Genomic DNA, 12,285 nt, shown 5'->3' with positions numbered 1-12,285 from the left:
GCCGCCAAAGAAACGATCCGAGAGGGGATTTAGATGATTTACGGTGCATTGGGCGATATCGAGGAGTACCGTGGAATGCTCAAGGGCCTCGACGTGCTGATCGACTGGCTCGAGGAGAACGATCCGGCGAAGCTCGAGGTCGGCAGCCATCCGATTCTGGGCGACAAGGTCTTTGCGAACGTCATGGCTCCCACGACGCGTCCCGAAGCCGAGGCTCACTATGAGACGCATCAGCGCTATCACGACCTGCAGATCGACGTCGAGGGTCGCGAGGCCTTTAAGGTTGCCACGGGCAGCCTGACGCTGGTTCAGGAGTTTGACGAGAAGGACGACTACGATCTGGTCGATTCCGACGCCTCGATCGCCGGCGATCTTGCTGACGACAAGTTTGCGCTGTTTGTTGCCGGCGAGCCTCACATGCCCACGCTCGAGTTCCAGGGCGATGGCGCGCAGCCGGTCAAGAAGATTTGCTTTAAGCTGCTTGCAGATGCTTACTGGGAGGAGTAGCGCGCTGCTCGGCTGAGCTGTTCGTCTGATGGTGTGATTTCCCTAAGGGAATCACGCTAGGACCCCGCCAAACGTGCTTTCCCTAGGGGAATCACGTTTGGCGGGGTTTTCGGTTTTTGAATAGGGAAGCCTCATTTATTTGCGAAGAACATCGGCTAGCCGCAGGATTGAAATCATCGACCGATAAGTGAGTTCCACTTTTTCGCCCGCAAGCAGTCGTTTCGAGCCAATCTCATCTAGCCCCACAAGCCGAGAAAACAGCGGGCCGCTCATCGTGCCCTCGTCAATTGATTCCTTTATGGTCTTCAAAACGTCCGTATCATGAAGCGATGCCGAGCTGTAGGGGGCAACACGAGCGGAACTCTCAATTAACGACGAGACAAAAGGATGGAGATGCTTTGGACATAGTCCATCAAACACCACATCCCCATTGTCGTTCGAGCCGACCAGGCGCCAAGTATAATGATCGACCCAGTCATCTCCGTCATATATGGCGTCCATGAGCAACTTCCCGTCTAGAGAGAGAAACCTATTTGGACATCGGGGCGCAAGACCGCAATCCATATCGGGCCTGCAGCAGCTCCAACCCAACGCACCACATAGGTTCCCTTTCGTACATGTGTATCAATCTGCCCCGAAATGCCGGTGAATGCAATTCCAGACCCGTTTGTCGGATAGCAATCGACGTATTTTTGTTTTCCGCTCACAACCTTGTATAGATATATCGTTCCGGCAAAAGAGAAGGGATCGTTCGCAATTTTGTCCGGAAGAACTTGCCACCTCAAAATCCCGCTACCAATATGGTCAAGCTTGACCGTTCCGCCGTCCCCCTCAAAAGTGGCAAGGGGATTTACCCCAGACTGAGAGTCGGCATCGCCCTCCTTAGCAGTTATCAGCAGGCTGCCCGTATAAGACTGCTGAGGCTCACCTTCAGGACAGGCAGCCTCGGCCCAAGAAGGGCCACTCAGGCAGAACAGTCCGAGCAGCATCATTACCAACAAAAGAAAACCCTTAGTTCTTTTCATCTATATCCCCAACGTCTCTCGACATTTGTATATTGTGACTATTTTAGATCTATATGGCCAATTCGAGCCCTCACCATGGCAATTGTTGCAGCTGGGTTTCTTTTCATTAAGATTTCACTTTGGTAAATCCCCGCCCCCAAGCATTAAACCCGAAGTCCAGCGAGTGGGCCGCTGTTGACGTGGCGATGCTTGGATTGGCGCGCACGCACTCAAAATCGGCAACAAAAAAGCCGCCCGGAGGCGGCTATCTTGTGCAATGGAGCCAGCGACCGGGCTCGAACCGGTGACCCCCGCTTTACGAGAGCGGTGCTCTACCAACTGAGCTACGCTGGCGGCCATGTGGTGACGCAACTGAGGCGTCAACGGCTGTCTATGATACGGGACATCGCAAATCCGCGCAAGTGTTCTGACGGCTTTTCTCACTTTAAATGCACTAATATTGGAGGCGTGATGTCTGCGGCGTCCATTAGGCGCTTGACCTGCTGTTGAGTTGGTGGCCGACGTCCCGCTCGTATGGGTCTCAAACAGAATGGGGCAGCCATGGCTCAACCCAAGATCCTTCTCACGCGTATCGACGACCGTTTCATTTACGGGCAAGACGTTGGGCTGTGGAACGAAGCCGTGGGTTCCAACCTCGTCCTGATCGTCAACGATGAGATCGCGGCGGATTCGCGCCAATGGGCACCCATGAGGGTGGCGGCGCCAGAAGGCGTTTGGACACGGTTTTTCTCGGTGCAAAGGACCATCGACATCATTCATACCGCAACGCCGCGCCAATGGATCCTGATTATGGTGGCCTCACCCGCCGATGCACTCGCGCTGGTTAAAGGCGGTGTGCCCATTACCAAGATCAGCATAGGTCACATGTGGGCAGGGGAGGGCAAGCACCCCGTAACGCCCGCAGTCGCCGTAGACGACGCAGATGTCGCCGCCTTCAAAGAGCTGCAAGAGCTCGGCATAGAGCTAGAAATCCGTTATCTCCCCGGCTCCGACCCCGATCCCATCGAGAACCTGCTCACGTGATCTCCTGGGGGCGGAGGAAAAAGGATCATTTTGCCCTTGCGAGGGACGCGCGCGATACCGCCTGTCAAAAACTATGTCCATTTACTACGTTTGATTGGCTATCGCCGAGCATGTCGAATTTGAGAAAAACAAAACCGCAGGTAGACGGCTCGCGAATTTAACAAAAACCGGTGCATGGTCGAGCAACCCGGGCTAAACGTAGTAAATGGGCATAGTTTTGATATGTCACTCATACAGTCACAGCGAAAATGAGCCCAAAAGATGAAAAAGCGCCCGTCGGCGGTGGTGCCAGCGGGCGCTGCCGTGTGATATGTCGCGTTGTGGGTTTAGTGCCTCATAAAGTGGTACTCGATCACATTGCTGTAGGGGTGACCCGGGCCCACGATGCCCTGCGGGAACAGCGGCTGGTGCGGCGTGTCGGGGTACATCTCGGCCTCGAGAGCAAAGCCGGCACCCCAACCGTAGTTGGCATCGTCCTTGGCGTGCTCGTCACCCAACCAATTGCCGGTGTAGAGCTGCACGCCCGGGGCGGTGGTGTAGTAGTCCAGCTCGCGGCCGGTCCACATCTCCTCGACATGCAGGGCGCGACGCAGGTTGCGGCCGTACTGATAGCCATCGATGCACAGGCAGTGATCGTAGCCGCGTGCCTGCTTAATCTGCGGGTCGTCGGCCTCCATGCCGGGCGCGACAGGACGCAGCTCGCGGAAGTCGAATGGCGTGCCTTCGACCGGAGCAATCTCGCCGGTGGGGATGTTCTGCTCGTTAATGGGCAGGTAGTGGGCAGCGTTAGCAACAAAGAAGTGCTCACAGTCCATGCCGGCGTTATGGCCGGCAAGGTTAAAGTACGTGTGGTTGGTCATGGACACGTAGGTGGCGCGGTCGCTCTCGCAACCATACTCGATGCGGAAGACACCGGTGCGCGTAACGGTAAACACAGCCGTAAAGGTTCGGTTGCCGGGCAGGCCCAGCTCGCCATCCTTAAGCGAGGTGGTCATGCGCACGGCGTTATGGACCTCGTCGAGCTCAACATCCCACACGCGTTTATGCAGGCCGTGCTCAAGATCGCTGTGTAGGTTGTTGGCGCCCTCGTTGGCGGGCATATGCCAGTCCGTGCCGTCGATGGTGATCGTGGCGCCCGCGGTGCGGTTTGCCACGGGGCCGATGGTCGCGCCAAAGCAGGCGGGGTTGTCAAAGTAATCCTCGAGCTTATCGAAACCCAGTACCACATCGCGCACGTTGCCGGGAATGTCAGGCACATCGATACCCAGCACGGTGGCGCCATAGTCCATAATGCGAACGCAGATCTCGGGCCCGTTGAGGGTGTAACGATGAACGGGGGTACCGCACGGCGCGGTGCCGAAAAGCTCGGAAGTGATCATTTGGTTCCTAACATCGAGGTATTTCGGACAAACTGTAGCGCGAACAGGCGAGATTATCACTACACCCCACTAAAGCAGGGGGTATTTTTCTCAAAAAAGTGATGATTGGAGCTGTGCGGGCATTCATTTTTGACGCGCACGAGTCTGATACAATTTGTTCGTTACTGTTTGAATGATATGCGCGCAAAGAACGGCGAGGATTCATCGTGATTAAGGCAGAGCGACAGGATAAGGTTCGTCAGCTGCTCGAAGAGCAGGGCACGGTCTCGGTCAAGGAGATTTCGGATGCGCTGGGCGTTTCGGATATGACGATTCGCCGCGACCTTGAGGAACTTGCGAGCCTGGGCGAGATCGAGCGCGTGCACGGCGGCGCCCGTAGTGCACAGGGACGTCCCCACGCTATGTTGCGCCATGAGTATTCGCACAGCGAAAAGCGCACTAAGCATGCCGAGGAAAAGATGCAAATCGCGCGCCGCGCTGTGGAGCTTATCGAGGAAGGCTCGACCATCTTTTTGGGTACGGGCACCACGGTTGAGCAGATGGCTTCGATACCGCCGGCATTTCGCCTGCGTATCGTGACCAATTCGCTTTCGGTGTTTAACCTGCTCGAGGCACGCGAAGATTGCGACCTGTGCCTCGTGGGCGGTATGTACCGTCGCCGCACCGCCGCTTTTGTGGGACCAACGGCCGAGGATACCCTGCGTGCGTTGGGCATCGACGCGGCGTTTATCGGCGCCAACGGCATTCTGGATGGCGACGTATCTACGTCCAACATGGACGAGGGCCGTATCCAGCAGCTCGCCTTTAGCAAGGCAGACTCGCGCTACTTGATCGCCGATTCAAGCAAGATTGGCAAACGCGACTTCTACACCTTCTGCCGCCTGGACAGCTTGGACGCCGTGGTGTGCGAACCGGGTATCGCCGCCGAGAACCGTGCCGCCATCGAGGAACACACGCAGGTCATCTGCTAGCTAACGCTACGGGATTGCCAGCAGGCGATGCGGGAGGACTTTTACCTCCTGTCATTGTGGAAACCAGCGCGTCAGCGCTACGCGATATGACGCGCAAATGAGGACTCCACTATCAAATCGCCTCAACCTGTAACAGGTAGGGGTGAAATTACCAACCAGATGTTACAGATTGAGATTTTTGACTCGACCTATTCCGTTTGTCTCGATCTGTAACAGCTAGGACCGTTAAATTCAGCTAGATGTTACAGATTTAGATTGGGGGCATTGGCCTGCGCATTCATCTCAATCTGTAACATATAGACGTCCAAAACCGGTCCTAGTGTTACCGATTGAGACAATTCGGCGGGGTCTACCTTGTTTGTCTCGATCTGCAACGGTTAGGACTTAAAAACTCGGCTACGTGTTACAGATCGAGACAAAAGAAAAAGAACATTAGGACTTGAAAATAAAGTTTTGATAAGGGATTCGCCCAGTTAAGACGGTGCGGCAGACAATTGAGATTAGTTTGCCTCCGGAGTCGTAAGCATAATGAGTCAGTTCGATGACCGGAAGTTTTGCAACACCATAATTACTGGCTTCGGAATCGCTAAGCTGACGTGCTCTATAGCTTTCCCTAACAGATTGGATAGACTTGGACAAGTCGTCCATGATTCTGCTAAATGCCTGAAAATCTAACTGGTTATTCGGAACGCGCGACTTTGAAATGAAGAACGTATCAGCGCCTATGAAGCTGCCTTCAAGTTCGTAGGTCAATTCAAGACGCTGAATTTCATCGCGACTTTGACATCCAAATTGTTGGAGCATCATTACGGAAATTGGACGACCTGATGTGAGGTCGCCGAAATGTTTGGTGATGGCATCCGGATCAACGCCATCGCAATGGCTTGCAAAGTCAAAGTCTAAAAGTGAATTGAGCTCGCTAACGCGTTTCGGTGCAACAAACGATCCCTTACCTTGGATTCGATAGATACTTCCACGACGCTCCAGCTCACTCATGGCAAGTCGGACGGTTGTTCTGCTTACGGCGTATTCATCGCAGAGTTCCATTTCTGTTGGAAGTTTATCGTCTGCTTGATATTCATCGACGATCTGCTTGAGCAGCGCGTCGGTGAGCTGTAAATAGAGTGGCCGTTTTTCGTGTGTATCGAGCATTAGAGCCTCAGTTTGCATGTTGGTTATACCTGATGGTTGCCTCAGTCGGGATGTAACGTGGGCAAGGTAACCTTAACGTATCACAGAGCGGCTCAGCATGACGATCTGATGCCTGTATCCACGAAGGGCTTGCCCGAGCGTGAAGATATTCTGGGGCAGGCAAATACCGTTCATGGAGTCCCCGATATGTTGGAGGTCAGCGCCGGCTGCTTTTGCTGCAAGGCCTATTTTCTTAATGGTCTCGCTGTCGCAGGAGTCTTGACTCGTCCCGTTCGCCGCCATGACGAGAACCTTCTCTTCAATTGACTTGCCTACGTTGTGGGATCGTACAAAGTCTACGATGGCGCGCAGGTCTGCTTCTTGGAAGCAAGGGACGGTGTAGGGGGCTGGCACGAGAAGGATATCGACGCCGAGGTCAACAAACTTGCGCGCAATTTCGAGCGTCATGACAGGTTCCGCAACGCCCGCTCCATGCATTTTTCCGGCTATGACCAGGCCATTGAAATGCTCTTTGGAGAGTTTAATCGAATGGGCGATTGCATCGTTGGAGACGCCAGTTCCAGGGTTGCCCGTCAGGCAGATAAAATCAAATCCGAGTTCGTTAGCCTTTTCTAAGGTCTTGGGAGAGACGCGACGACCCATGGGGATTTCCGTACGGGATTCAGACATCTCTGCCTCGTTATCAACTGGCTCCAGATTGACGCCAATGGGCCTTCCGCATGCTCGCTTCACCCAAGTGACCGGGTTTTCAGTGAGTTCATCTGGAATGCCGGCAATCACTGGATTGAACACATCGAGCGCGTTAAACAGAAGCAGGTCGGCACCTGCGGCACGTTCGATTTCGGCATTAGTAACGCCGCCGAGAAATTGGGAAGAGGGTACGTTTTCCGCCATGATGGTACGTCCCTCGGAAGCCAGAATTGCCTGCTTTAGATCCATGGGTGACGTGGCGGCAAAATCGGATGCGGACATGTTCAGCAATCGTTTGTGCATTGTTACTTCCTTTGACTAGAACGACAGGCTTGTGACATTGTCTCTAATATTGTTACAACAATATATTTAATATGTTATATCCAATCGGTAAACGGTTACAAACTTATTGTAATGCTCCGAAAAAATAGCCTTTAGCTGGACAAATCTAAAATTACGCAACTACCGTTCACCGAATAAGTATTTGAATTCTTGACATATCGACAAAGCGGAAAAAGAATTGGTTATGACAAATCGCGCAAATGATATTACATTTCGCACGAGAACGTATTCACTTACGATAAGCGGATACAAACTGGGACGACGACGGTTGAGTCCGGATAAATCGTTGTGTGCCCGGCAATCATGAAAGGATGCTTTATGGACGCTATCGTCAAATTCCTTGAAAAACACCAGGCTCTCTTCGACAAAATCTCAAGGAACATTTATCTGGTGGCGATTAAGGATGGCTTTCTCTCGAATATGCCAATCGTGCTGTTCTCGAGCCTGTTCCTTCTTCTTTCGACGCTCCCTGCCTATGTAGGCATCACGCTTCCGTCTGAGGTGCTGGATTTCTTTAATAAAATCTATGCATATACCATGGGGCTTCTTGGCATTATGGTGGCCGGTACCACGGCGAGCTCACTTGCCATGTCGATGAACCGCCGCATGCCTTCGGGCAAATCTCTCAACCCCACTTCGTGCATGGTTTGTGCCATGTGCGGCATGTTCTTGCTATCGGTGACGAATGATGTTGTCTCGATTGGCGGAGCAGATACATCTGTTTTTGAAACCGGCTATATGGGAACCAAGGGTTTTCTCGCTGCGTTCGTATCCGCGTTCTTGACCGTTAATATCTATAAGGTGTGCATTAGCCATAATGTGACGATCAAGCTCCCCAAAGAGGTCCCTGGCGCTATTGCACAGAGTTTTCGCGATATCTTTGCATTTGGGTTTTCAATCATTGCGTGCGCCGTTATCGATCTCGCGAGCCGTACGCTGCTCGCTGTGCCGTTCGCCAATTTGGTATCTGCTCTAATCTCGCCGCTGTTCTCCGCGGTCGACACCTATCCTGGCATGGCGCTTATCGAAGGCGCGGTCGCACTTTTCCAATTTATGGGTATTCACGGTGCTTCGGTTGTCATGAGTCCGATCAATGCTGCGCTCTACGGCAATACCGTTACCAATCTTGAGGTTTTCCAAGCAGGTGGACACCCGTCAATTGCTCTCACGCAGGACTTTACAAGCTTCATCGGCGGTCTGGGCGGTTCTGGTTGCACGTTCATCGTTCCTATTATCCTGATCATGTTTATGCGTTCCAAGCAGCTTAAAGCCATGGGCAAGGCATCGATTATCCCGGTGATTTTTGGAGTTAACGAGCCCGTTCTCTTCGGTATGCCGATTGTTCTCAATCCCTATATGTTCGTGCCCTTCCTAGCGGCTCCTATGGTCAACGCCATAATCGGTAAGTTTTTCATTGACGTCATTGGAATGAACGCCCCCATGTATACCATGCCGTGGGCGCTTCCCGGCCCAATCGGTGCATTTCTCACCACAGGTCTTGATCTACGTTCTCTTGTATTGATGGCAGTGCTGTTGGTCGTTGACTTTGTGATTTACTATCCGTTCTGCAAGGCGTATGACCATCAGCTTTGTTTGGAGGAGTCCGCAAAGGAAGCTGCAGGAACCTCGGATGCAGATGCTATTGCCGCACAAGAAAATGCGGCAAAAGCTCTGGAGGCGGTAAAGAGCAAGGCGGAGCAGATCCGCGTGCTTGTGCTTTGCCAGGGTGCCGGCACTTCGACTCTCTTGGCAAATGCTCTTCGCGAAGGTGCCGCTGCTAAGGGTATTGATCTGGTTTCTCAGTCCGGTGCGTACGGAAGCCACTATGAGACGATGAATCAGTACAACGTGATTGTTCTGGCGCCCCAGGCACGCATGTACTATGACGCTATGAAGGCCGATACCGATCGCCTTGGAATTAAACTGCTCACCACAAGGGGCAAGCAGTATATCGACCTTACCAACGATCCCGAAGGTGCAATTGACTGGATCGTTCAGGAGCTGGCCAAATAGTGGATGCACTCCGTCGTTGATTCGTCGGTGTATAGTACGGCCCCGCAGCTTATTGAGCTGCGGGGCCGTATTTCGTTGAGTATCTAATTGAGACAATGAGCGCAACCGTCGTGAGATCGCATTGGCGCTCTCTGAGTCACCGACAAGCTGCCTTCCATCTATGTGACCAGTTCGCTTTCGGCCTTTAGCCTGCTCGAGGCGCGCGAGGATTGCGAGCTGTGCCTGGTGGGCGGCATGTACCGCCGCCGCACCGCCGCCTTTGTGGGGCCTACGGCCGAGGATACCCTGTGCGCACTAGGGATTGACACGGCGTTTATCGGTGCCAACGGCATTCTGGACGGCGACGTGTCCACGTCCAACATGGAAGAGGGCCGCATCCAGCAGCTCGCCTTTAGCAAGGCCGACTCGCGCTGTCTGATTGCCGACTCCAGCAAGATCGTCAAGCGCGACTTCTACACCTTCTGCCGCCTGGACAATTTGAACGCCGTGGTGTGCGAGCCGGGTATTACCGCCGAGGACCGCACTGCCATTGAGGAACACACACAGGTCATTTGCTAGCTAACGCTGCAGGCGATACTTCTGCCCCCTGCCGGTGCGGGGATTATCGCTTCAATATGACGTGCAGAATGACACGTATAAGTAAAAACACCATTTGTGCGTCAAATTTGATGACGCGTAAAAATTTGCGCGTCATTTTACGCGTCAACGTGACGCGATATGACACGCAAATGCGCTCGGGCCAAGTATTCAGCTTGTGGGCTAGACCAGGCGGGCGTAGTCCTGTGACTGATGAAAGATGTGGGCGATATAGATTGTTTCGTGCTCAAACTTGTAAAGGCACATGTAGTTGTTGACGGGAAATGATCGGTAATTACGTGCCGCCAGCTCTTGCATGTGTGAGAGGGGACGTAGGAGCGGCTGCTCGCGAAGCAGATCAAGCTGATATTCAAACTCAGCGACAAAATTGCCTGCTGCACGCGGATTCTTAAGGATTTGAGCAAGGTATCCGACAATACTCTCGTACTCATATCGCGCGCTTTTGAGGATTACGACGTTATAGGTCATATTTGTCTCGTATCGAAGCCGCGAAGGATTCGTAATCGCTGTAGTCGCCTTGCGATATTTCGTCTTCTGCCAACATCATACGAGACAGCAGTTTTGCCTTGGCGATTTCTTCTTGCATGAGGCGATACTGGTCGCTGCTGATGCAGTGCATGGCCTCGTAGCCGTTCTTAGTTACGGTGACATCGCGCTCAGACTCAACAAGCGTAGTGAATGCAGCAGTGTCCTTCATATCTCGGACGGGCACACAAGCTGACATGGGTACCTCCTTTGCGTTGGGACACAATTGTACCACGGTGTGTCCATGCGGACGATACCGTCGAATCGTCTCAATCTGTAACAGTTGGGATCAAAAAACTCGGCTAGATGTTACAGATTGAGATTAAAGGGATTGACCTGTGGCGTTTGTCTCGATCTGTAACAGTTAGACGGTCGAAAGTGGGCTACGTGTTACAGATTGAGATATTTCTGCTCGGGCGTTCTGTTTGTCTTGATCTGTAACAGCTAGGGCCTAAATACTCGGCTAGATGTTACAGATCGAGACAAACGGCCTGCCCAGGCCCACCAAAAACAAAAAGGCCGCATGCGAACCCGTGGAGGGATTCTCATGCGGCCGACAGGGGGTATGCGGTAATAGTTAGGCCATGAGCAGGCCGGTCTCCGCGACGTTCTTGTACCAGTACGCGCTCGCCTTGGGATAGCGCTTCTGGGTCTCGAAGTCGATGTAGAACAGGCCGTAACGCTTGTTATAGCCGTTGGTCCAGGAGAACTGGTCCTGCAGCGACCACACAAAGTAGCCATCGACGTTTACACCGCCGTCGATTGCCTTGAGGATCCATGCGAGATGCTGACGCATGTAGTCGATACGAGGGGCGTCGTCGATAAAGCCGTCCTCAAAGTCGTCCTTATAGCCCATGCCGTTCTCGGTGATGTAGATCTTCTTGTAGTTGGGGTAATCGTTCTTAATGCGCAGCAGCAGATCGTACAGGCCCTCGGGATAGATAATCCAGTCCCAATCGGTGGTGGGAACGCCTTTGCGCACGCATGACTCGCCAACGCCCTTGAGGAACCAGCGCGAGGAGCCCTTGTCGCCGGTGCCATTGTGGTTGATGTCGTTTTCGCCCTCGGCGGCACGCAGGAACTGGCACTTGTAGGTGTTGACGCCCAGGCAATCGTTATAGGGGAGCGCGGCGGTCAGCGCGGCGATGTCCTCGTCGCGGACGTCGAGCTCGCCGTCGGCGATATGGGCCAGCTTGGTCGCAGCCTCCATGGTGTCGGCTGCATAGTGGCCGCGGAAGGTGGCGTCGAGTACCCAGCGGTTGTTGATGACGTCGGCCATGCGAGCTGCCTCGCAGTCGGCGGCGTTGTTGGGGTCGAGGGGATACTTGGGCTCCAGGTTCTGGACAATGCCGATCTCGCCCTCAAAGCCGCCCTCATGGAAGGCGACGACGGCCTTGGCGTGGGCCACCATCATGTTGTGCATAAGCTGGAAGGCCTTGTCCAGGCGATACTTCTCGCCGTGTGGCCAGTTGCCGACGATAAAGCTGCCCTCGGCGGTCGCGGGAATCTCGTTAAACGTGAACCAGTGCTTGACCTCGGTGAACTCGGCAAAGCAGAACTTGGCGTACTCGACGAAGGCATCGATGGTCGTGCGCGTCAGGAAGCCTTCGCCGCCGTCCTGATAGAAGGCCTCGGGCGTATCAAAGTGATCGAGCGTGACATAGGGGATAACGCCGGCTTTGTTGCAGGTGGCGAAAAGCTCGTGATAGAAAGCGACGCCCTCGGGGTTAATCTCGCCGGTGCCGTTGGGGAAGATACGGCTCCAGGCGATGGAGACGCGAATGCCGTTAATGCCGAAGCGCTGGCACAGGTCGATATCGACCGGGTACTTGTTGTAGAAATCGCTTGCGGGATCGGGGGAGAAGCGACCCTGGGCAGCCAGGAAATCGTCCCAGGGCACTTTGCCCTTGCCGTGTGTGCGGGTCTCGCCCTCAACCTGGTAAGCAGCGGTGGCGCCGCCAAACACAAAGCCGTCGGGGAACTGCATGGGGTTGGTCATGAGTCATCCTTTCTGTGGGATACGAATAGGGAGAGGTGCCCGAACTGGGGATCCGGGCACCA

At 53.8% G+C, this 12,285-nt stretch carries 13 protein-coding genes and 1 tRNA gene; 5 read left to right on the top strand and 9 right to left on the bottom strand.

Annotated elements, in window-relative coordinates:
- The first annotated feature begins 33 nt into the window (after positions 1-33).
- Positions 34-507 (top strand): NanQ anomerase/TabA/YiaL family protein, encoded by a 474-nt coding sequence (locus ACESSC_RS04000; protein ID WP_117772916.1) that lies wholly within the window; start codon positions 34-36, stop codon positions 505-507.
- Between the two features lie 135 nt (positions 508-642).
- On the opposite strand, the gene ACESSC_RS03995 is transcribed toward ACESSC_RS04000, so the two are convergent.
- From ACESSC_RS03995 to ACESSC_RS03985, 3 genes are all read right to left on the bottom strand, one after another.
- A complete protein-coding gene (locus ACESSC_RS03995) occupies positions 643-1,008 on the bottom strand; it encodes a hypothetical protein (RefSeq protein WP_373161320.1) in 366 nt (121 codons plus the stop codon).
- 14 nt (positions 1,009-1,022) lie between these two features.
- On the bottom strand, positions 1,023-1,532 hold the full coding sequence (locus ACESSC_RS03990; RefSeq protein WP_117736086.1) for a hypothetical protein: 510 nt from the start codon (positions 1,530-1,532) through the stop codon (positions 1,023-1,025).
- Positions 1,533-1,789: 257 nt separating this feature from the next.
- Positions 1,790-1,865 (bottom strand) — tRNA-Thr (locus ACESSC_RS03985).
- Between the two features lie 207 nt (positions 1,866-2,072).
- Between ACESSC_RS03985 and ACESSC_RS03980 the strand changes: the two genes are divergently transcribed.
- Positions 2,073-2,555 carry a PTS sugar transporter subunit IIB gene (locus ACESSC_RS03980; protein ID WP_373161319.1) on the top strand — a complete coding sequence of 161 codons (483 nt, stop codon included), beginning with the start codon at positions 2,073-2,075 and terminating at the stop codon, positions 2,553-2,555.
- 326 nt (positions 2,556-2,881) lie between these two features.
- On the opposite strand, the gene ACESSC_RS03975 is transcribed toward ACESSC_RS03980, so the two are convergent.
- The gene (locus ACESSC_RS03975; RefSeq protein WP_373161318.1) at positions 2,882-3,934 is read right to left on the bottom strand and encodes an aldose epimerase family protein; all 1,053 of its coding nucleotides are present in this window, start codon (positions 3,932-3,934) and stop codon (positions 2,882-2,884) included.
- Between the two features lie 206 nt (positions 3,935-4,140).
- Between ACESSC_RS03975 and ACESSC_RS03970 the strand changes: the two genes are divergently transcribed.
- Positions 4,141-4,905 carry a DeoR/GlpR family DNA-binding transcription regulator gene (locus ACESSC_RS03970; RefSeq protein WP_373161317.1) on the top strand — a complete coding sequence of 255 codons (765 nt, stop codon included), beginning with the start codon at positions 4,141-4,143 and terminating at the stop codon, positions 4,903-4,905.
- A gap of 432 nt (positions 4,906-5,337) precedes the next feature.
- On the opposite strand, the gene ACESSC_RS03965 is transcribed toward ACESSC_RS03970, so the two are convergent.
- Together ACESSC_RS03965 and ACESSC_RS03960 are read right to left on the bottom strand one after the other, a co-directional pair.
- Entirely contained in the window at positions 5,338-6,057 is a 720-nt protein-coding gene (locus ACESSC_RS03965) for a GntR family transcriptional regulator (RefSeq protein ID WP_373161316.1), read from the bottom strand.
- 72 nt (positions 6,058-6,129) lie between these two features.
- On the bottom strand, positions 6,130-7,029 hold the full coding sequence (locus ACESSC_RS03960; RefSeq protein WP_373161314.1) for a DUF7916 family protein: 900 nt from the start codon (positions 7,027-7,029) through the stop codon (positions 6,130-6,132).
- Positions 7,030-7,407: 378 nt separating this feature from the next.
- Here ACESSC_RS03960 and ACESSC_RS03955 point away from each other — a divergent pair, with 378 nt between their 5' ends.
- Both ACESSC_RS03955 and ACESSC_RS03950 read left to right on the top strand, forming a co-directional pair.
- Positions 7,408-9,102, top strand: a complete 1,695-nt coding sequence (locus tag ACESSC_RS03955) for a PTS lactose transporter subunit IIBC (protein ID WP_373161312.1) — start codon at positions 7,408-7,410, stop codon at positions 9,100-9,102.
- 162 nt (positions 9,103-9,264) lie between these two features.
- Positions 9,265-9,660, top strand: coding sequence for a DeoR/GlpR family DNA-binding transcription regulator (locus ACESSC_RS03950; protein WP_373161310.1), 396 nt, complete (start codon positions 9,265-9,267; stop codon positions 9,658-9,660).
- A 201-nt stretch (positions 9,661-9,861) separates the two neighbouring features.
- Here ACESSC_RS03950 and ACESSC_RS03945 read toward each other — a convergent pair whose 3' ends face one another.
- The 3 genes from ACESSC_RS03945 to lacG form a co-directional block, all read right to left on the bottom strand.
- Positions 9,862-10,167 (bottom strand): type II toxin-antitoxin system RelE/ParE family toxin, encoded by a 306-nt coding sequence (locus ACESSC_RS03945; RefSeq protein ID WP_373161309.1) that lies wholly within the window; start codon positions 10,165-10,167, stop codon positions 9,862-9,864.
- Positions 10,157-10,423: a type II toxin-antitoxin system Phd/YefM family antitoxin gene (locus ACESSC_RS03940; RefSeq protein ID WP_117564761.1), complete on the bottom strand. Its 267-nt coding sequence runs from the start codon at positions 10,421-10,423 to the stop codon at positions 10,157-10,159. Before ACESSC_RS03940 ends, ACESSC_RS03945 begins: the two co-directional genes overlap by 11 nt.
- A 378-nt stretch (positions 10,424-10,801) precedes the next feature.
- Positions 10,802-12,223 (bottom strand): 6-phospho-beta-galactosidase, encoded by a 1,422-nt coding sequence (gene lacG / locus ACESSC_RS03935; RefSeq protein ID WP_373161307.1) that lies wholly within the window; start codon positions 12,221-12,223, stop codon positions 10,802-10,804.
- Positions 12,224-12,285: the final 62 nt, after the last annotated feature.

The organism is Collinsella aerofaciens (assembly GCF_964243765.1).
GTDB classification, from domain to species: domain Bacteria; phylum Actinomycetota; class Coriobacteriia; order Coriobacteriales; family Coriobacteriaceae; genus Collinsella; species Collinsella aerofaciens_BU.
The sequence above is the reverse complement of the archived record's forward strand: the minus strand, read 5'-3'. Positions and strand labels throughout refer to the sequence as shown.